Raw genomic sequence first — 20,044 nt, 5'->3', positions numbered from 1 at the left:
TGATTAAAATTCAAGACGAATGTTTTTCAATCATGTATATTAATCGAACAAAAATAATTATCTTTACTATAACAGATTCCCCTCCAAAACTCAAGGCGGGAATGGGTCTTATTGTAAAAAATATAGTCTAACCTACTCTACTGTCGTAGGTTGATTTTCTTTTACATATAACTTCTTGATCATTCTTATTTGACCTCTATGATTGATTTCGTCTTCAAAAACGTGAAACCATTTAAAGAAGTTATTCCCTTTTTCCCCGTACCACCAATCTGTCTCTTCATAAAGCCATGCTTCGTCCAGTTTCTTAAATTGCTCGATTGTGGCCTTTCTTGTGCGTTGTAGGTTTTCCAGGTAGTACTCCACAGAATTCCCTTTAATCCTTTCGGCTGCCTTGCTGCCTAAACTTAGTGCTGGTTCCAAATCCGTCGCATATGCTTCGATTTCATCATCCGTCAGTTGTTCGAATGTCAATGCCTGATAAATCTTTTCTACTGCATCAAAATGAGCAAGCAACATCCCAATGGAATTCGCTTCATCGTGACAACGATAATCAAGCATTTCAACCGGCAAATTTTCCACTTCCTGAATGGTGGTCAATCTTGCGTAGTCCATCATGGAAAGAAGGAGCGAATAGTCCTTTTTCATTCCGTTTTTTTCTTTGATTAAGTAGATTGAGTTCATTTCCATTTAAAGTCCCCCTTACAGTCTTCTCTTACTATATTGGCTACTGTTTGGAAATCCCCTTTATTTTCCGAGAAAATTCCACACCTCTTTGGACGATGAATTTCTTTACACCTCTCTCTGATAGGATCTCTTATGTTACGATGGAAGAAACAAAACTGGAGGGGTACTCATGATGTTTACAAAGATACCTAAAGAGCAGAAGGATGAGATGATTGGGAGGATCCAGAGCTTTTACTATGAACAAACAGGGGATGAAATCGGGGATTTAGGAGCTGAAAATTGGTTTGACTTCTTTATGAAAGAAATCGGTCCCTTCCTATATAATAAGGGAGTGATGGATTCCAAAGACGTACTGATGGATAAAATGCTTCTACTTGAAGATGATCTTTATGCATTAAAAAGGCCGGTGAATCCCAAATAAGCCACTTAGATAAAAAAGGAGAGGGCTGAATCTCCCTACTCCTTTTCTATGTCATGAAGAACCTTGTCATCAATGCGGCCATTATCATTTACGATTTCGATGGTGACAGATTCTTTATCTTCGTCTTTAATCTCGCTTATGACCTTATCGATCTCTTCAATCTTTTTGATTTCTACTGTTTTTTCTACTTTATACTCATTAGGATCCTCCCCCTCTTTACGGCTCTTCAGTTCTTCATCCGTATAGATCAAGTCGGTGCCCAGCGCATTTTTGATTGTTTTGCCCTGCAGGAAAAAACGGGCTCGAAAAGGCGTATCCGGTTCTAAAGCTTCATCCGTCAACACTCCGGAAAATGTAAGTGTTTCAGCTTCTTCATTTACCGTTACACTTCCATCAACGACCATGTCCGCTGCATTTCGATTGCATCCGCTTAACAGAATAGTAATAAATAGACCAGTTATCATGACTGTTTGTGACGCTTTCACTAGTTGTCCCCCTTATATGTATGTGCACTTATATCTTACCAAAAGACCAATAAAATACACCAGAAACATTTTATTGTTTTTTGGTAAGGATTTGAAAACGGGATTATCGATTGGATAGAATGACGCGGGTTGGTTGGATTATTTGGGGATTTCATGTTTACCGTTAAAGGAACATGATCAGAAAAGAATAAGAAGGTGGCTGGATCAACGGCCTCCATGTAATTTCTACATTACATGGGGTTGGATTGCTTTATGTCGCACTTCAGTTTGCAAACCTTATATTCCTGATTTGATCGTACCACCAGTGTAAGCGGACCAAAGACAAAAAGCTGTGGCATGCACAAATCGGCTATACTATCCGGGGACTATTTTTTGAGATGCTTATTACATACTGCTTTCAGGATGAATAATTTTTCCTGTACGCTTAACATCCTCCAACATTTAGCACGAATGATCATAATGATTCCCCTCTCCTTTTTCCAAGTCTTTCTGTTACTTCTCTTTACCTCCTCCAAACCATTTACAAACCATTCAATTTGCTACATATTGACATACAAAAATACTTTCTCCGACAGATTGTTCTATCGAAAAAAGTATGAAAATGAAACGCATGTCAATCCGTACAGGTAAATGTAGAATTTCTTTTGATTTTTTTTGTTTAAAACGACTATAAAGGACTATGATGTAAGTTTTATAAAGTGTTGGAGTACGCGGGCGGTGAGTCCCCAGATGACTTTGTCTTGGTAGTAGTAGAAATGTTCTTTCATGTTCCTTGCCTGCCAGTCGTAGTTTTCCCCACCTGGAATTTGTTTGTATGGGAAACTCTCTTCCGGTTCCATTTTAAATTTGATATTATACAATTCCGGTTCTTTTTCACGCATGTAAGAGAGCGGGGTTGTGAATATCTCTTCCACCTCGGCAGCATTCGGGCGCAACTCTTCCAATGATATATTCAGCTTCCCTACAAAAGGATAGATGATTGTCCCAAATGGGGATACGATATAATCGAGAGGATATATGTCCGAGATGACATGTTCTTGTATTCCCAATTCCTCTGACGTCTCCCTTAAAGCAGCTGCCCTCTCATCAGAGTCACTCTGGTCGATTCTTCCACCCGGAAAGCAGATTTCCCCCGGTTGTCTCCGCATATTCAAAGAACGGACTTCAAAGAGAACATGAATCTCACCTTTCACTTCGATCAAAGGAAGTAGAATAGCATACTCAGAAAATGATTCACTTCCTAACACTTTAGGTGTTCTACCTTTGAAACGCATAAGCAGATCGTTCACGTCCATTCTATTCCCCCCTTTACGATAATCTATTCTATGATTTTCTTTATTATAGTATGAACGGAACATAACACCCAAACCATAAGCGTTCCAATCATACTCTTCCAGTAATTCCCTTACCCTCTATGAATCTATGATATACTGATGAAGTCTTATGTTATGGTAAGAAAGAAAACAATCAAAATCGAAAGGATTTGAAAGCATGTTTGGAAAAGTTGCTTCAGACGTATTAGGTTTAAGTGATATCGGCACAGTCATAAAGCCGCAGGATTACGACAAAGCCGATTCAGATGATTACATTATGCATGAAGATGGAGAGAAGATTTACTTCCTGATCAAATCCAAGTCCGATGAATACTGCTTTACAAACAAAGCTCTCATCCACCTTGATGGGACCAGTGCAGCAAGCAAGAAACGGGTGCTCCGCCGCTTGGATTATTACAAGTATCACCTTTCGAATGTCCTCCTTGAAACGGCGGGAACAGTAGATCTGGATGTCGAAATCAAGTTTAAGATCGGTTCAGAAATCTACTCCATCGATGTTCATAAAAAACATTTAACAGAAGTGAAAGATCTCTATAAGTCCCTTATTAAAATTGGTGAAATCACTACTGACAATAGCATTTATTCCGGATTTGCCAATGAAAGTCTTCAACTCGCATCCTCCACATTGGGACAAGTAAAGACAGATGGAGTAAATGTTGTTGAACAGTTTAAAGAAGTCAATCAATATGCCTTCAATTGGCTGTCGGACAAGAAGAAAGAATTAACTCTTAAAGATTTTGGGTTTGTATTTGAAAAATTCATTCAAAATTGATGTGCATCATCCGGCTGAAATCATCAGCCGGATGATATTAAGGCATTTCGGGTGTATCAGTTCCTTTCCACTCCTGAATACCATTGTCCTCTATGATTCCTAATGTAACATCAGCTATATCGGGATCTGCTATTAGTTGATCCTGTATGGCAAACTTAATGTCATCCGCTTCCGACAGGGGTAACCCCTTTTTCAATTCAAGATATGATTCAACATGGTAATAGCGGCCTTCCTGTGTGATCCTCATCTTAAAGATATCGATGACCGCTTCATGTTCAAAGATGACAGAAGCAATCCTGTCCTCCACTTCCTTAGGTGCAGCAACCCCTATCAAGCCAACCATATTGTCGTACCCGACCCTGAAGGCAACTCCCACCATCAGGAATCCGATCATGATGGTCACAATCCCATCCAATAGTTGAAAAGGGGAGAAATAAGAAACAAGGACCGCTATCAAAGCAAGAACGGCACCTGATACAGCCACTAAGTCCTCATAAAACACAAGTCTTGTTGGTGGCGCTGCCCGCTTTACATGCTTGAACGCACCTGTCACAATCCCGGCTCCCCTGCTTTCCACGCGGGCTTCCTGACTGATTTCCTTCATCACTTTAAAAAGGATCGTTCCATCAATCAGGATGTTCAAGAGTAACACGGATACATTTATCCATATCCCTTTTACTTCAGCGGGATGTTTGAGCAGATGAAATCCCTCACGAATCGTTTCATATGCCATGACCGAAACCACGATGACCGCAATCATACAAAATAAATTGATCACTCTTCCAAAACCTGTCGGGAACTTTTCTGTCGGCTTCTTCTCTGAAAGAACACTGCCGATAAACACAAACCCCTGATTGACAGCATCGGCTAACGAGTGCATGGCAGAGGCAAACATAGCCCCACTTCCACTAATAAAGAATGCCGCCCCCTTTGCGATTGCGAGGATTCCATTTCCCACCATGGCAAAGAACGAAGATCTATTTCCTTTTTTCAGTAATGTGAAAAATGATTCATTACTCACCAAGCTCACCACCTTACGTTTTATCAAGCTACTAGATAGTATCTCTCAATCCTCCCCATTCATAAGTCAATTGACGAACCTTTTATGCTTTTCTATACTGTAACAATGGATGTAAAATCATAAGAAGTCGAATCTAATCAGGTCAGGAGAACAAATCATGGATTTTACGATACAGCATCTTTCCTTTTATTTAATTCAGGTAGAAGGAAAAGGCGAAGAAGCAGATAAACGACATAAGCACTTTCAAACATTAACAGGTAATGAATATGAGGAAAGCCCCCTCAAAAGCTTCCTGGACGGTGAACTGACGAAGATCGTCAAACGCAAGGTGGACAGGCACTCCAAGTCAGATTCCGCCCCCACTAAAATTGGCCGCTTTGTTGTGGAACCAGGTCATGAGCTTACATCAAATCCAAACTACAATTTACTTCATCGAACCCGTTATGCTGAAAGTAAAGAAGATTTTCGTGAAGCATGTGATCAGATTGTCCAAATGTACATAGAAACCAGCGCTATTCGGGGCGGCGCGTTTTTGGTAGCCACCGCAAAGCTCACCAAATTTTTTGATGATCCCTTTTTATTCCTCATGAAATGTGATTTCGAACCAAAGGTTGCCACCATTACAGATGAAGCAACCCTGATACATAATGTAGAAATGGCGATCACGACGAAAAATATGAAATCCATTCAATATCCGTATATGCCTGAAGAAGGCATGATGGATTCAGCCGAAATCAAAATCCATCAAGCTTCACACGCCAGATACTTTGAAGATTTCCTGAAATGGGTGGAGTATGAAAAATCCATGCCCGAAATCGTCAAATCACAAGTATACGGCATGGTAAAGGAACATATATCTGAAACCTATGCTGAAGAAAGTGATGAACGGGTCGAATTTGAAGAAGCAGTGGAAGAATGGGCCATCAGTCCAAAGCGTGAGCTGCAGGAACGATTCACGACGGAACAAGTCGTGGAAGCGACTTCCCAAATCGTCGAGCAGTCCCCTGAAGTGGAACTGAAAGTGAAGCTTGACCATGTTTCAGTAAAAGCCCTTCTCTCAGATTTCGGAGACAGCATCCACTTGGCGAAAGTGAACGGTCGATACGTCCTTATGATTGAAAGCGAGTCCGTCATGTTTGAAAAAGGATTCTCCCCATTGGAATTTTTAAAGCCGGATGAACTCCATGAAGTGATTCAACGGATACAGGATAAGGAATGAGATGGAGCCATGTTTCACAACATGGTTTTTCTATGAAAAAACAAAATTCTCTTGTATAAATAATGCTCATAAAATAAAATCAAGTAAGAAAATTCTTTCTCTTTCGGGAAAAGGGGGATAACGAATGCTTACTTCTACACAACTTCAAGATATAAGGGATCTTCAGGATGTCTGCGAGGATTTTGAAGGGATAAACTTAAAATTGAACTGGGAAATGCTAAAGAAGAGAAAGAACGATCAAGATGATTTCCTTCTTTATAAGGATGGCCGTCTGGTCGGATTTTTAGGAATATACGGATTTGGTGATTCCTACGAAATATGTGGGATGATCCATCCTCAATTCCGTCGTCAGCACCTGTTCCAAGAACTGTTTCAAGAAGCACTTCACTCTTTAAATTCCCGTACGGTCAACACGCTCTTACTTAATATTCCGGGATCTTCGACATCTGGAAAAGGATTTATATCACATATGGACGCTGTCTATGATTTCACGGAATATGAAATGAAATGGAATAAAAAAGAGTTGATCATAGATTCTGATTCTGTCGGAATCAAAACAGCGGATAAACAGGATATCGAAACCATCATCGACCTTGATGAAACCTGTTTCGGGGTTGTCAGAAGTGATGCTGAATCCTATACCAAGAGGCTATTTGAAGAGTCCAGGGAAGGAAATCTTATGATCATCTATGATGAGAAAGTGGTTGGAAAAATAAGGGTTCAACGTGCGGACAAAAAAAGTTTCATTTACGGGTTTGCGGTCTTCCCATCTTTTCAGGGAAAGGGAATTGGAAGAAATGCATTGTCACAGGTCGTGATGCAGGAATCCAAATGGACCGATGATATATACCTTGATGTGGCTGCCGCGAACAGCAAGGCACTGAATCTTTATGAATCAAGTGGTTTTCAAACCTTTTATAGTCAAGAGTATTATCGATATCCCATTAAATAATGAAAAAAGCACAGTTCAGCCACTGTGCTTTTTCTTTTTATTTATAAAATATGTGCTCGATCTTCCAGGTGTCTCCGATTGTCAATACACCGTGGGAATAGTATGGAAGCTTTCGTTTATCGGTTGGAGAGCCTGGGTTGAATAAGAGGACTCCTTTCATAAAGCGGGAATAGGGGATGTGGGAGTGACCGAAGATGATCACATCCACATCCACATCGTCAAAGGCCTCCAGAGCCCTTTTTTCAGTGGTTTTCCCCTTCCCGTCTCCATGTGTTATACCGATTTTCATGCCCTTTCTTTCTATGATCCTTCTTTTCGGCAGAAGGGATTGAAGTTCAAGGTCATCGACATTTCCAGCAACGGCAATCAATTCCCCGTACCCCCTGAATTCCATATATACATCATGGGTCCCGAAATCTCCCCCATGAATGATGAGATCACTCTCCATAAGATCTTTCTGAAGGATGGGAGGGAGTCCCCTTCCTTTTCTCGGCATATGAGTGTCAGAGACAATGACGATTTTCATTTCATTCTCCTTTGGATTTTCCAATCAGCTTTTCCCTTTCTAAATCGATCCATTCCAAATCAATCCGGTTGAACAATGGTAGAGCATTTTCTATTGTCAGCTTTAAGGGGAGGGATACCCTTTCCCAAAGCGGTTGATGGGTCATCCCCAACTGCTCCCCGACCTTTGAAGCTGTAAAAGGTATAAAAGGTTCGAGAATACTTCTAAGATTACTGATGAAATAAATGAATTCTTCAAGTATCCTTTTCCCCTCTTCCCTGTTTTCTTTCACTATTACCCATGGCTTCTGTTCATCAAAACGTTTATTACACCACCTGATGAATTCAAATACTTCTTCAAGTCCCTGTCTCGTACTTCCAGATTCAATCCAGTGACCGACAGATGAGAATACCTCATCCACTTTCTGTTGGGCCCTCTCATCTACTTTGGTTATGATCAGGTTCTCACCGAATTCTTTCTTGTAGAATTTCACGGTACGTTGTACAAGGTTTCCGAAAGCACCGAGAAGTTCACTGTTATGGCTATAAATAAATTCTCTCCATGAAAAGTCTGCGTCTCTCTTTTCAGGTGCATTGATCGTCAGAAAATAGCGAATCGTATCAGGATGGTAATCACTAAGAAGATCCTTTACCCAGACAGCCCAATTCTGGCTCGTCGATATTTTACTTTTCTCCAATGTCAGATACTCATTTGAGACAATGTGACCCGGTAAATGGGTTTCTTCATTCATGCCCAGAAGGACGGCTGGCCAAATAATCGTATGAAATGGAATATTATCTTTTCCATGTACATAATAAGAGAGCGTATCTTTAGCCCAAAATTCGTTCAGGCTACCTTTCCCCTCCCCGGCCCATTTCTTTGATGCACTCAAATATCCACACACCGCTTCAATCCACACATAAATCTTCTTGTCCCGGAATCCCTCAATCGGAACCTCCACCCCATTTTCCAAATCTCTTGTTACCGGCCGGTCCTTCAGTCCCTCTTCAAGATAGCGGCTAGTAAGCTGGACTGCATTTTCCCTCCACTTTCCTTTCTGTTCCTTCATCAGCCTCTCTAATGGTTGCTGGAATTTGGAAAGGGCAAAGTATAAATGTGTGGTCGTTTTAAGAACCGGTTCATGTCCGCATAGCTTACAGCTTTTATCTAATAAGTCCGTTGAATCCAGCACAGTGGAGCAATGATCACATTGATCTCCCCTCGCCTTCGAACCGCAGACCGGACAGGTTCCTTCTACGAACCGGTCAGGCAGGAAACGCTGATCGTTCAAACAGTATACTTGCTCGACTTCTTTTTCATACAACCACCCCTGTTCATAAAGGGTGGTAAAGATCCTTTGTACCTCCCGATGATGATACGGGTGATCCGTCCTTGTGTACTCATCATAGCTGAATCCCAGTGATTGAAAGGAGCGGACAAACTCCTCATGGTAGCGATCTGCCACTTCTTCTACCTTTATCCCAACTTGCGCCGCCCGAATCCCGATCGGGGTGCCATTGCAGTCGCTCCCTGAAACATACAGAACCCTTTCCCCTTTCAAGCGGTAATAACGGGCAATGATATCACCCGGCAGCAATGCAGCGATGTGTCCCAAATGCAGGGAGCCATTGGCGTATGGCCAAGCCCCTCCTATAAAAACAGTCATAGTGGTTTCCTCCTCGAAATAAATAAAACCCCTCGTCCTAATAGATATCGAAAGACATCCAAGGACGAGGGGTTAAGCTCGTGGTACCACCTTAGTTTATAGCTCGCTCACGCAAGACTACCTCAACAAGTACGGAGCAAGATAAGCCCTTATACCGTGACAGTGATAACGGACGCCCATCCCCGTTCTACCCTACACCCCATCGGTTCGGGTAGAATGCTCCGAGACCATTTTCCATAGAGAATCTCCCTGCTTCTTTTCAGCTTCCGAAGCTCTCTGATAAGGTGATTTCACTATGTACTCTTCTCATCAACGCAAATTAGATTTGATTATATTATGCCACTTTTTCAAAAAATTGCAACATTCCAGTCAAGGTTTTAATTCACAGGATTCGTGGAAAATTGAAAGATAGAACATTCATTATAAAATACAGGAAATGAGGTGATGCCCTGTTGTTTACGCTACAGAAACAATTTAAGCGCCCGAAAGGAATCCTTGGCTGGGTTGTGGGCAAAGTGATGGAGTTTGATAATCGGAAGATCAACAACTGGTCCATCAAACAACTGTCCATCGAAAATGGCGATCGCGTTCTTGAAGTGGGATATGGGCCGGGATATTGTATTAAGCGCATTTCCACTCGATTCCCTGATACCTTTGTGGACGGGGTCGATCTTTCTGAAACAATGAAAGATGCGGCTGAAAACAAGAATCAGAAAGCGATAGAGAAAGGCAGGGTTCGCCTGTTTGTTCAGGACATCAGTCAATTCGAGTTATACGATGCTCAGTACGATCGGATCTTTTCCGTTAATAATTACCCATTATGGAATGATCAGAAGCAGGCACTCAGCCATTTATACAAGATGCTTAAAACCGGTGGCACCCTCCTCATTACCGTTCAGCCCCGTGGAGATGAAGAACGGGACAGCAAAGCTAGACGCTATGGTGAAGAAATTTCACAGGCTCTAAAGGAAACCGGCTTTAAAAATATTTCTCTATCCTATAAAGATGTAACTCCTGCACTGACTGTCTCCATAAAAGGTGTAAAATAATTCATCATGTCAAGGAAACAGCCGACCCCATAAGGATCGGCTGTAGATCTTTTACTCCTCTGTGTTGCTCTCGTCTGTATTACTTTCTTCATCCATGTTCTCTTCTGTTCCTGTGTCATCTTCTGAGTCGCTGCTGCATCCGGCTGCAAAAGTTACTACTGATAGTGCTGTCATGAACATTAACAACCACTTTTTCATACTTTTCATTTTATAGCCTCCTAGTATGATGCTTTGTTCAACTACATCTTTATCATACTGATTTTTCAGAGTATGAGAAGGCTATTTACCTTTATTTAACAATCGTTTAGATTCAGTTCATGAACTTCTACATTTTTTAACAAAACAGGCGGAATTCACGAATGAAAAGCTCCTGTCTTTGACGCTCCGATTAACTCCCTGATTTCATCAAATGAGTCTTTTTGAATAAGGTCTATAATCTTACTTCCGACCACTACCCCATCACAGCTTTCGCTCATGCTCCGTACATGATCGGGGCTCGATATCCCAAATCCAGCCAGAACCGGAACTGGACTGTTGCTCTTAAGCTTGATTAAATGACGGGATATATTCTCGGCAAACCCCTCTCTTGTTCCGGTAATTCCATTAATCGTGACGGCATAGAGGAACCCTTCTGTCACAGAGGCCAACTCCTTCACTCTTTCCAAAGGACTTGTGAGGGTTGCCAATTGGATAATGGCTATTTCTTTTTCCTTCGAAGGCTGCTTAACCAAATCGTAATGCTCCAGTGGCAGATCGGGAATGATCACCCCATCTACACCAGCTTTATTACAATCATCGAAGAAGCGTTCTACACCATACTTGTAAATCGGATTGATATAGGTCATAAATATCAGGGGAATTCCAATTTCTTTCCTTCCTTCAATCAATTTGTCGAACACTTTTCGAAGTGTGGTTCCCTTCTCCAATGCTCTTTTACCCGCTTCTTGAATCGTCGGTCCGTCGGCAACGGGATCAGAGAACGGAATACCGACTTCAATGGCCGTCGCTCCACCTTCTTCAAGTTTCTTTAAAGTTGTGATCAATGTGTCTATGCCACCGTCCCCCGCCATTACATAGGGAATGAACAACTTATTCCCCCGCTTTAATTCCTCTTCAAGGCTGCTTTCCAGAAATTTTTTACCCATGCTGACTACCTCCCAATAACTCTTTTACTTGTTCAACATCTTTATCTCCTCTCCCGGATAGACATATGACGAGTGATTGATCCTTTGTCATGCCTTCAGCCAGCTTCACCGCGTAGGCAACGGCATGGGAGCTTTCAAGTGCAGGAATGATACCTTCCGTCTGTGATAACTGTTTGAATGCGTCCAGTGCTTCACCGTCAGAAATGGATGCATAACGGACTCTGTCAATCTCTTTTAAATAGCTGTGCTCAGGCCCCACACCCGGGTAGTCAAGTCCTGCTGAAATGGAATGGGCTTCCTGTACCTGCCCTTCTTCATTCTGAAGGAGATACATCATGCTTCCATGAAGGATTCCGACAGACCCTTTCGTCAATGTGGCTGCATGCTTCTCTGTTTCAATGCCGCTTCCGGCTGCCTCGACACCGTATAAGTCCACTTCTTTGTCTTCAATAAACGGGTGGAACATCCCTATGGCATTGCTTCCTCCCCCGACACATGCCACGATGGCATCTGGAAGACATTTTTCTTTTTCATAGAATTGTTTCTTCGTTTCTTTTCCAATGATACTTTGGAAGTCCCGGACCATCTTCGGAAATGGGTGCGGACCTAAAACGGACCCCATAATATAATGAGTGTCTTCAACATTGGCTACCCAGTAACGCAGCGCTTCATTCACGGCATCCTTCAATGTGGCACTTCCCTGGGTGACGCTGATGACCTTTGCACCTAGCAACTCCATCCTGAATACATTCAGTTTCTGCCTGCGGATATCTTCCGCACCCATGAAAATGACACAATCAAGGTTTAATAGGGCACATACGGTGGCGGTTGCGACCCCATGTTGACCTGCTCCCGTTTCTGCTACGACTTTTCTTTTCCCCATCCGTTCAGCAAGGAGGGCCTGACCGATCGTGTTGTTGATTTTATGGGCACCTGTGTGATTCAGATCTTCCCGCTTCAAATAGATTTTGGCTCCCCCTATCTGCCTGCTGAGGTTTTCTGCAAAGTAGAGAGGATTTTCCCTTCCTACATAATCCTTTAAGTAGCTTTGCAGCCTCTCTTGAAAACGTACATCATTGATTGCTTCATCGTAAGCGGACTCGAGTTCCTGAACGGCTTTCATTAATGATTCAGGAACGAACCTTCCACCAAATTGACCAAACAGTCCTTTATGATCTGGTTGTGCATATAACATTCTTCTTCCTCCATTCACTGTTTTCATTTATTCAAACACCGATTTTGCTTCCCTTATGAATGCTTCCATCTTTACTCGGTCTTTCTCCCCATCCGTCTCAACCCCGCTCGAGACATCCACCATATAGGGACGGACCTGTGTGATGGCTTCCCTGACATTGTCCGGATTTAACCCTCCTGCAAGAATCAGCTGCTGAGGAATGTTGATTGAATGTGCATACTCCCAATTGAATGTGGTGCCATTGCCACCACGATGGGGTCCCTTTCCGCTATCCAACAAAACCATCTCTCCCGGAAATTCCTCGATCCCTTTCAGATCCTTTCTTTCCCTCACCGAAATCGCCTTGATAAAAGGGAGATTGAGAGATTCACAGAATTCCACTGATTCATCCCCATGCAGCTGAACATAATCGAGCTGCACGAGATGAAAGATTTCTTCCAGTCTTTCTTTTGATTCATTCACAAACACACCGATCTTTAATAAATCTGTAGAAACGGATTTGCTGATCTGTGCGGCTTTCTCAACATCGACTTTCCTTTTACTCTCGGCAAACACGAACCCTATGGCATCAGCTCCCGCATTTAATGCCCACTCGGCTTCTACCTGTCTTCTGATGCCGCACACTTTGACTTTCGTCATTTCATCTCACCTATTTCAACTTGGAGAGCGGAGAGGATAGCTGCGGGATCTTCACTTCTCATTAACGTTTCCCCGACGAGGATCCCTTGTGCCCCTGCATCTTTCACTCTCCTTGAATCTGACTCATCCTTGATTCCACTTTCACTTATGAGTACTACTTCCCTGCCTTTCACCATCGATGCCAGGGATTCAGTGATTAATAGATCCACTTCAAAGGTTTTCAGGTTCCGATTATTCACCCCGATTATAGTAGCACCGAGTTCTAAGGCATCCATCATTTCTTCCTCATTATGAACTTCTACAAGAACCTCTAGTCCAAGATGTGAGGCATAAGAATATAATTCTTTCAGTCTGGTGAAATCCAGTGCGGCAACAATTAGCAGGATCACATTCGCCCCTGCATCCCTGGCACGATCGATCTGGATTTCATCGATGATAAAGTCCTTACACAGAATCGGGATCGAGACGGCTCTTCGAACATTTGCAAGATCCTCCATCCTCCCTTTGAAAAATGGTGTATCCGTCAGAACAGAAATGGCGCACGCTCCAGCTTCTGCATAGATAGCAGCTTGTAATTCCGGATCCACCTCTGTCCGGATATCGCCTTTTGATGGTGATGCCCGCTTGATTTCAGCTATTACTTGTAAGAAGGGAGCAGATTTAAGCGTTTCGTATAATGATTTAGTCGAAGTGCTATGATTATGAAAGGATTGATATCCGGATTGTTTTAAATTGTTCACTTCTTCTTTCTTCTTTTCAATGATGGTATCTAAAATGGTTGCCAATCAAATCACCTGCTTTCGTCGTTGTCGGCTATAGTGTACAAGGGATGAGAGCGCCTCATTTGCCCGTCCGCTTTCTATACTTTCCCTTGCCAGTTTCACACCTTCTGCGAATGTCGAAGCTTTACCATGAGCAACTAAGGCGATTCCTGCGTTGAATAAGACCGTATCCGTATAGGCTCCTTCTTTCCCTTGTAAGACGTCCTGTAAGATACGGGCATTGACTCCTGCATCTCCTCCTTTGATCTCTTCAAGGGTATAAGATGGGAGCCCGACCTCGTCCCCTGATAATGTAAATGAGCTGACTTCACCATCCTCCAGAAGGACAAGATGATTCTCACCTGCAAGTGACGCTTCGTCCATGTAGTCCGCCCCATTCAAGACGATTGCCCGCTTTCTTCCCAATTCACGTAGGACATGTGCCATGGTTTCCAGCTTATCTCTTCTGTACACCCCGATCAGCTGGGTTTCCAATTGAACGGGATTCGTTAGTGGACCAATCAGATTAAAGATGGTCGGAATTTTCAATTCTTTCCGTACCTTCATGATTTTTTTCAGCCCCGAATGGATATGGGGTGTATAGAGGAAGGCGATATTGGTTTCATTCAGGAGATTTTCCACTTCATGGGCCTGAAAGTCCAATGAGATGCCCAGATGTTCCAACACATCTGCACTGCCGGTCCTGCTTGATATGCTCCGATTTCCGTGCTTTGCGACTTTGATGCCTGCCCCTGCCAAAACGAATGCGCTTGTTGTACTGATATTAAAGCTCTGGGATCCATCTCCACCTGTCCCGCAATTATCCAATACATCCTTTAAAGTGCTGGTTACGGGCAATGCCTTCTCTCGGAGCACTTCAACCAGGGCTGTCATTTCCCCCACCGTTTCCCCCTTCGTTTTTAACAGGGTCAAGAAACAGGCGATCTGACTCTCGGTCGTATCTTCCTTGAATAATTCCTGAACGGCTCCCCTCATCTCATCTCTTTCTAATGAATGACCATCAGACAGCTTTTGTAGATATCTTTTCACGGTTATTCCCCTTTCTCATTTCGTCTAAAAAGTTTTGAATGATTTTCTTCCCTGTTTTCGTCCCGATGGACTCTGGATGGAATTGAACCCCAAACAAAGGAGATCCCATATGCTTGATGGCCATGATTTCCCCGTCATCCATAGAAAGGGCAACTGTCTCCAGCGGTTCTGGCAGAGTCCCTTTTTTGATGACCAGTGAATGGTACCTCATCACTTCCAACGGTTGTGGCAAATATTCAAATATCCCTTCACCACTATGTTTGATAAGTGAGCTCTTTCCATGCATGACCTTTTCAGCTATTTCAATGGTTGCCCCAAAGGCTGCCCCGATTGCCTGATGACCCAGACAAACGCCGAGAATCGGCACACTAGCGTGAAGATTCTGTATAATCGAGGTGCAAATACCCGCATTTTCAGGCTTACCTGGTCCAGGGGAAAGGATGATCCCTGAAGGATCCAGTTTTTTTATTTCTTCCAATGAAATCGCATCATTCCGTCTGACCACTACCCTTTCACCAAGTTCTTCAATATATTGATACAGGTTATACGTAAACGAATCATAGTTATCAATGAGTAGAATCATCCCGTCACCTCCAATAATGATTGTGCTTTATTCAGCGTTTCTTCATACTCAGATTCCGGATCTGAATCATACACGATTCCTGCCCCTGCTTGAACATTGGCCACACCATCTTTCACGACCATTGTGCGGATCGCCAGGGCAAAGTCCAGATTGCCGTTGACCCCGATATATCCAACAGCGCCTGAGTATACTCCGCGTTTTGTCGTTTCAAGACCATTGATGATCTGCATGGCCCTGATCTTCGGTGCCCCGCTCACTGTTCCTGCAGGCAAACAGCCTGTTAATGCTTCAAGGGGGGTTACTTCTTCCTTCAATTTACCCTTCACCTCTGAAACGATGTGCATCACATATTTGTACCTCTCAATGGTTAAGTACTTGGTTAATCGGATGGATCCGATTTCACAAATCCTTCCCAGATCATTCCTTCCTAAGTCCACAAGCATTCGATGCTCAGCCATTTCCTTTTCATCCGATAGCAGCTCCCTCTCAAGCTTTCCATCTTCTTCAACGGTATTCCCTCTGCGCCTTGTACCTGCAATGGGATTCGTTGTGATCTGACTGCCCTGTACTTTCAACATGCTTTCTGGGGATGCCCCCAATACGACGTACTCTTCAAAGTCGATGAAGAACATATATGGTGACGGATTGGATTGCCTTAAGCCTCTATAGAATGTAAAAGGATCACCGGTAAAGGATGCCTGAAGTCTTTGGGAAAGCACCACTTGAAAGATTTCTCCTTCCTGAATCGACTGCTTCGCTCTTTCCACTCTCTCCATATATTCATCTTTTGACGTTTGAGCATGAAAGGATAGACGATCCAGTTTTTCCTTGTTTGTGTCCAAATACACATTTGTCAGCTCGTTTTCGGTTTCCTTCACTTTTCCCTCAAGATCGACGTCCATTTCTTCTGTCCATTCATTCATGACAATGATGTATACTTTATGCTCAAGGTGATCAAAGACAATGACTTTTTCATAGAACATGAGATGAATGTCCGGCATCTCCAATTCGTCATCGGGGGTGATACCGATTTCCTCGTAATGTCTGATCACATCATATCCTAAATATCCAACCCCTCCACCTGTGAAAGGAAAGGGTGCATCTTCTAAAGGAACGTGGGGAATAAGAGTTTGAATTATCTCGACGGGGTCCCCTGTTCGTTCCTCTACTCGATCAGTAGACGTTTTTATTATTTGTACGGTATCCCCATATGCCCTACATTCCATGAACGGATCGCTACCCACAAAAGAATAGCGACCGGATTGTTCGTGTTTCAGCGAACTCTCCAATAAAAATTTCTTCTTCCCCTTTAGGGATTGAAAGAGTGATATTGGTGTGTACATATCACCATTCAATTCTTTCACGACATAGTTCAAATCCTGGTGCTTCATCATTGATATCCTCCCATTCGCTTTCACCTTTTAAAAAGTCCATAAAAAAAGTCCCCTATGAACAGGAATCCTGTTCATAGAGGACGATGCTGACCGCGGTGCCACCTCTATTGGGATATACTTATATCCCCTCTTGGTTCAAGTACAGGGTTAATCACCCGATACTCTATCCTTTTAACGGTGGAAATCCGTACGACCCTACTTCATTCAGATCATCTCTCATAAGTCCATTCCAGACAAGCTATCATGCTAAGGTCTCACTGTCCTTAACTCCCTGTTATGCATCACTTGAATGTACTCCTCTTATTCAACGATTTATCAATATAAAGGAATAAAAAAAGGCATCCCAATCCTTATCTTATTAAAAGAAAGGACGGGATACCCGTGGTGCCACCTTTGTTGACTGCTTTTACAGTCCACTCAATCGTATCGGAGCAGAATGCTCTAATACGCGTCTTTTGTAACGATAAGACATTCGCCAAAGCCTACTTCCCTAAGGTTTCGGTTTGGAAGCTCGGAAGTCCATTCCCTAGTACCGCTCACACTGGTTCACACCAACCACCAGCTCTCTGAAGTGTCGATTATAGGTACTCCTCTTCGTCAAAGCCATTCGCTCATTTAATTGATTGTTTATTATACTAATCGCTTTTTCTCACGATGTCAACCATTTAATTCATATTCTATTCCATCTTATGCTGATTGGTTCAAACAATGGTGATCATCATGGAATCACAGACTGGTTTATAACCGATCTCCATATAGATTTTGTTCGATGTGGGATTATCCAGGTCCGTATAGAGGGAACAGAAGGTGTGTTCATGCAGTAGCAGACGGCTCAGTTCCGCTACTACAGAAGAGGCGTATCCCTTCTTCCTGAATTCGGATGGGGTGTAAACAAAATTTACGGTAATCCCGTTTTCCGTTCTTCTTGCCCCCCTTGCCATGGAAACAGGCTGTCCGGCCACTTCCCAAAAGAACACATAGCGTTCATTATCAATCATATCTTTCGCCCTTTTGAGCGCTTCATCACCCGACAAGGTTATGACTTCTGTATCTGCGACAAACTCACTGATCCATTTGGCCAGGAGCCCCTCTTGACCTGAACGAACCGGAACCATTTTCCCTTCACTCAACTGGATATCATTCACTTCACTCAATTGATACACACGTTGGTTCATACGGATGGTGAAACCCTTCCCCGTAACGTGACACCATGCATGGGTCAGTTGAAGTGCGGTTTCTTTCTCAGCAACAAAACCGGGGATCGTCATCCCGGAATCCTCACAAAACGTATGGAGCTGTTCGGCTATGGCCTGGATATCATCCTTCCCTACATTCAGGGTAACGACAAGGTAATGAGGAGGAGTCATGATGAATGATCCCACTGCCTTGTCATCCTCATTTTCCACTAACAGCAGAAGTGGATCTATATATTTGTCACTCGTTTTCATGGTATTCAATAGTCCCAAAGGCAGATTATTCGCTGCCTCATCCTCCATAAGGAGAGAATAAACCTTATCATGGAAGGCTATTGGGTCTTCATACTGTGTAAGCTTATACATATTATCACCCCATCACAACATTCTACATATGGGATCCTGATTCCTGCTTTATGTGGGAAGCTTTTTCCCTGTGATAGAGTGAAAGACATGGTACCCACTGACAGACACCCCGATGGTCCCCGCACCTGGGAAGACAGAATCTCCACATACCCAGACATTCTCAAGTGGAGTCCTGTGCGATAGACTATTGAAGAGCGCATGATCATTGGTTTGGGGAAATCCCCCTACAATCCCGCCGGGCCGCCCCGTATATCGTTCCCACGCCTTGGGCGCACCCGGGTAGCATTCTATCAGACTACTTCTAAAGGTGGGTATGACCGTCTCTATTGAATCCAGCATCTTCTTTTTAAGGTTCCTCTTGTACCAATCATATTTTTCTTTTGAGTCCCAATTCTCTAATTTTGTATGGGTTGATACCGTCATAGTACGGAATCCTTCCGGCGCGCGCTGCCGGTCATCGTGATGAGATAATGATAAGAAAAGATGATCTCCTTCCGTCATATTACCATCATTGCTTGTGCAAATTTGCGTAAACAGGGGGAGAGTTTCCGGCAGTGATTCTTCTTTCAATAACATATAAAGGGTCATGGTCCCCCACACAGCCTCTCTTTCTTTTCCTTTCAAATAGGTTTTAATACTTGGTGCATATTCGTCAGGGAATAGATTCTTGAGTGACTGGACAGGAACGTTGCATATGACATGATCGGCATGATATTCATTCCCTCTATGATCAGAGACGATCCACTCCTGAAGATGCTCATCACGTGTAATGCTTACCACTTTCCTCCCCAGGGTCGCTTTAACCCCAAGTGATATCGATGCATCGACCAGACATTCGGCTATGCGATATAAGCCACCTTCAAGGTAGAAGGCCCCCTCATGATACATATCAAGTGCCAGGCAGCCGAGCAATAAAGAACATTGGTCGCTCTCCACCTGCATACTGTCTATCAGCTGTCCATCAATAAAGTGTTTGAAGGATGTGTGGACATGCAGGTCGTGTTTTTTCAGCAGATCGAGCATGGTCTTTTGAAAGCCTGGCAGAAGGGTCAGTGAACCCAGATTCAGGCTCATAATGAGCTCCTTCCACTCTCTTACCGTCCTCGGCGGAAGGATGGGCAGGGAATCCACGAGTACCCGTATTTCCTTAGCCATCCTGTACAAATCCCTGAAGTAACAGGCAATTTTATCTGCACTATCAGGAAACGCTTTCATCAACCCTTTAACATGCGATTCCCGATTCCGTTGGAAGGTTAAGCTAACCTCCGGAAGATGTATGTCCATTACCCGCTCAAGGAGTTGATTCGACGGCAATTCGATGCCGAGGTACTGAAAGATGCGCTGATGAATCCCCCCAGGTTCGAAACCCATCCCAAGAGTCGCTCCGACTGGAAATAACGCTTCTCCCCGTTGGAACTTCCCGGCACAGCCACCCCATTCCCTTGAAGCTTCAAGGACATGTACATGATAACCGGCACTTCCAAGGAGGGCAGCAGCAGTAAGCCCTCCGATACCTCCTCCGACCACGACTACAGAATGTTCCATATTCCTTCACCCAATCCGTCTTTTATTACTATTCAATGTACTCTTTTGCACTAGAAAAGACAAAA

The 20,044-nt window shown here is 43.3% G+C and carries 21 protein-coding genes and 3 other annotated features; of the genes, 5 read left to right on the top strand and 16 right to left on the bottom strand.

Annotated features, from left to right (window positions below):
* Window positions 1-132 precede the first annotated feature (132 nt).
* The gene (locus N5C46_RS01800) at window positions 133-687 is read right to left on the bottom strand and encodes a DinB family protein (protein WP_420720433.1); all 555 of its coding nucleotides are present in this window, start codon (window positions 685-687) and stop codon (window positions 133-135) included.
* Between the two features lie 169 nt (window positions 688-856).
* Between N5C46_RS01800 and N5C46_RS01795 the strand changes: the two genes are divergently transcribed.
* On the top strand, window positions 857-1,105 hold the full coding sequence (locus N5C46_RS01795) for a DUF2164 domain-containing protein (protein WP_261750672.1): 249 nt from the start codon (window positions 857-859) through the stop codon (window positions 1,103-1,105).
* Between the two features lie 35 nt (window positions 1,106-1,140).
* Here N5C46_RS01795 and N5C46_RS01790 read toward each other — a convergent pair whose 3' ends face one another.
* Both N5C46_RS01790 and N5C46_RS01785 read right to left on the bottom strand, forming a co-directional pair.
* A complete protein-coding gene (locus N5C46_RS01790) occupies window positions 1,141-1,590 on the bottom strand; it encodes a hypothetical protein (protein ID WP_261750670.1) in 450 nt (149 codons plus the stop codon).
* Between the two features lie 677 nt (window positions 1,591-2,267).
* Window positions 2,268-2,885 carry an NUDIX hydrolase gene (locus N5C46_RS01785; protein WP_261750668.1) on the bottom strand — a complete coding sequence of 206 codons (618 nt, stop codon included), beginning with the start codon at window positions 2,883-2,885 and terminating at the stop codon, window positions 2,268-2,270.
* Between the two features lie 196 nt (window positions 2,886-3,081).
* Here N5C46_RS01785 and N5C46_RS01780 point away from each other — a divergent pair, with 196 nt between their 5' ends.
* Complete coding sequence (locus N5C46_RS01780; RefSeq protein WP_261750666.1) at window positions 3,082-3,696, top strand: PH domain-containing protein; 615 nt, start codon at window positions 3,082-3,084, stop codon at window positions 3,694-3,696.
* Between the two features lie 37 nt (window positions 3,697-3,733).
* On the opposite strand, the gene N5C46_RS01775 is transcribed toward N5C46_RS01780, so the two are convergent.
* On the bottom strand, window positions 3,734-4,657 hold the full coding sequence (locus tag N5C46_RS01775; protein WP_261752252.1) for a cation diffusion facilitator family transporter: 924 nt from the start codon (window positions 4,655-4,657) through the stop codon (window positions 3,734-3,736).
* Window positions 4,658-4,874: 217 nt separating this feature from the next.
* On the opposite strand from N5C46_RS01775, the gene N5C46_RS01770 reads away from it, so the two are divergent.
* Both N5C46_RS01770 and N5C46_RS01765 read left to right on the top strand, forming a co-directional pair.
* Window positions 4,875-5,936 (top strand): DUF3900 domain-containing protein, encoded by a 1,062-nt coding sequence (locus N5C46_RS01770; RefSeq protein ID WP_261750665.1) that lies wholly within the window; start codon window positions 4,875-4,877, stop codon window positions 5,934-5,936.
* Window positions 5,937-6,060: 124 nt separating this feature from the next.
* On the top strand, window positions 6,061-6,888 hold the full coding sequence (locus N5C46_RS01765) for a GNAT family N-acetyltransferase (protein WP_261750664.1): 828 nt from the start codon (window positions 6,061-6,063) through the stop codon (window positions 6,886-6,888).
* Window positions 6,889-6,925: 37 nt separating this feature from the next.
* On the opposite strand, the gene N5C46_RS01760 is transcribed toward N5C46_RS01765, so the two are convergent.
* Together N5C46_RS01760 and metG are read right to left on the bottom strand one after the other, a co-directional pair.
* Window positions 6,926-7,414, bottom strand: a complete 489-nt coding sequence (locus N5C46_RS01760; RefSeq protein ID WP_261750663.1) for a metallophosphoesterase family protein — start codon at window positions 7,412-7,414, stop codon at window positions 6,926-6,928.
* Between the two features lies 1 nt (window position 7,415).
* A complete protein-coding gene (gene metG, locus N5C46_RS01755; protein WP_261750662.1) occupies window positions 7,416-9,059 on the bottom strand; it encodes a methionine--tRNA ligase in 1,644 nt (547 codons plus the stop codon).
* A 57-nt stretch (window positions 9,060-9,116) separates the two neighbouring features.
* Window positions 9,117-9,381 (bottom strand) — a binding site (T-box leader).
* A 130-nt stretch (window positions 9,382-9,511) separates the two neighbouring features.
* Between metG and N5C46_RS01750 the strand changes: the two genes are divergently transcribed.
* Window positions 9,512-10,108, top strand: a complete 597-nt coding sequence (locus N5C46_RS01750) for a class I SAM-dependent DNA methyltransferase (protein ID WP_261750661.1) — start codon at window positions 9,512-9,514, stop codon at window positions 10,106-10,108.
* Window positions 10,109-10,159: 51 nt separating this feature from the next.
* On the opposite strand, the gene N5C46_RS01745 is transcribed toward N5C46_RS01750, so the two are convergent.
* From N5C46_RS01745 to N5C46_RS01700, 10 genes are all read right to left on the bottom strand, one after another.
* On the bottom strand, window positions 10,160-10,315 hold the full coding sequence (locus N5C46_RS01745; RefSeq protein ID WP_224519763.1) for a hypothetical protein: 156 nt from the start codon (window positions 10,313-10,315) through the stop codon (window positions 10,160-10,162).
* Between the two features lie 146 nt (window positions 10,316-10,461).
* Entirely contained in the window at window positions 10,462-11,253 is a 792-nt protein-coding gene (gene trpA, locus N5C46_RS01740; RefSeq protein WP_261750660.1) for a tryptophan synthase subunit alpha, read from the bottom strand.
* Entirely contained in the window at window positions 11,246-12,448 is a 1,203-nt protein-coding gene (gene trpB, locus N5C46_RS01735) for a tryptophan synthase subunit beta (protein ID WP_261750659.1), read from the bottom strand. Before trpB ends, trpA begins: the two co-directional genes overlap by 8 nt.
* Before the next feature lie 27 nt (window positions 12,449-12,475).
* Window positions 12,476-13,087: a phosphoribosylanthranilate isomerase gene (locus N5C46_RS01730; RefSeq protein ID WP_261750658.1), complete on the bottom strand. Its 612-nt coding sequence runs from the start codon at window positions 13,085-13,087 to the stop codon at window positions 12,476-12,478.
* Window positions 13,084-13,872 (bottom strand): indole-3-glycerol phosphate synthase TrpC, encoded by a 789-nt coding sequence (gene trpC / locus N5C46_RS01725; RefSeq protein ID WP_261750657.1) that lies wholly within the window; start codon window positions 13,870-13,872, stop codon window positions 13,084-13,086. Before trpC ends, N5C46_RS01730 begins: the two co-directional genes overlap by 4 nt.
* Window positions 13,873-14,898 (bottom strand): anthranilate phosphoribosyltransferase, encoded by a 1,026-nt coding sequence (gene trpD / locus N5C46_RS01720; protein ID WP_261750656.1) that lies wholly within the window; start codon window positions 14,896-14,898, stop codon window positions 13,873-13,875.
* A complete protein-coding gene (locus tag N5C46_RS01715; RefSeq protein WP_261750655.1) occupies window positions 14,870-15,481 on the bottom strand; it encodes an anthranilate synthase component II in 612 nt (203 codons plus the stop codon). The genes trpD and N5C46_RS01715 overlap by 29 nt, the downstream gene beginning before the upstream one ends.
* Window positions 15,478-16,875: an anthranilate synthase component I gene (gene trpE, locus N5C46_RS01710; RefSeq protein WP_261750654.1), complete on the bottom strand. Its 1,398-nt coding sequence runs from the start codon at window positions 16,873-16,875 to the stop codon at window positions 15,478-15,480. Before trpE ends, N5C46_RS01715 begins: the two co-directional genes overlap by 4 nt.
* 73 nt (window positions 16,876-16,948) lie before the next feature.
* Window positions 16,949-17,192, bottom strand: a binding site (T-box leader).
* Window positions 17,193-17,238: 46 nt separating this feature from the next.
* Window positions 17,239-17,485 (bottom strand) — a binding site (T-box leader).
* Between the two features lie 91 nt (window positions 17,486-17,576).
* The gene (locus N5C46_RS01705; protein WP_261750653.1) at window positions 17,577-18,434 is read right to left on the bottom strand and encodes a GNAT family N-acetyltransferase; all 858 of its coding nucleotides are present in this window, start codon (window positions 18,432-18,434) and stop codon (window positions 17,577-17,579) included.
* A 48-nt stretch (window positions 18,435-18,482) separates the two neighbouring features.
* A complete protein-coding gene (locus N5C46_RS01700; RefSeq protein ID WP_261750652.1) occupies window positions 18,483-19,979 on the bottom strand; it encodes an NAD(P)/FAD-dependent oxidoreductase in 1,497 nt (498 codons plus the stop codon).
* Window positions 19,980-20,044 lie beyond the last annotated feature (65 nt).

It is taken from the genome of Rossellomorea vietnamensis, from assembly GCF_025398035.1.
In the GTDB taxonomy this organism is placed as follows: Bacteria; Bacillota; Bacilli; order Bacillales; family Bacillaceae_B; genus Rossellomorea; species Rossellomorea vietnamensis_B.
This window is presented reverse-complemented; position numbering and strand designations above follow the sequence as displayed.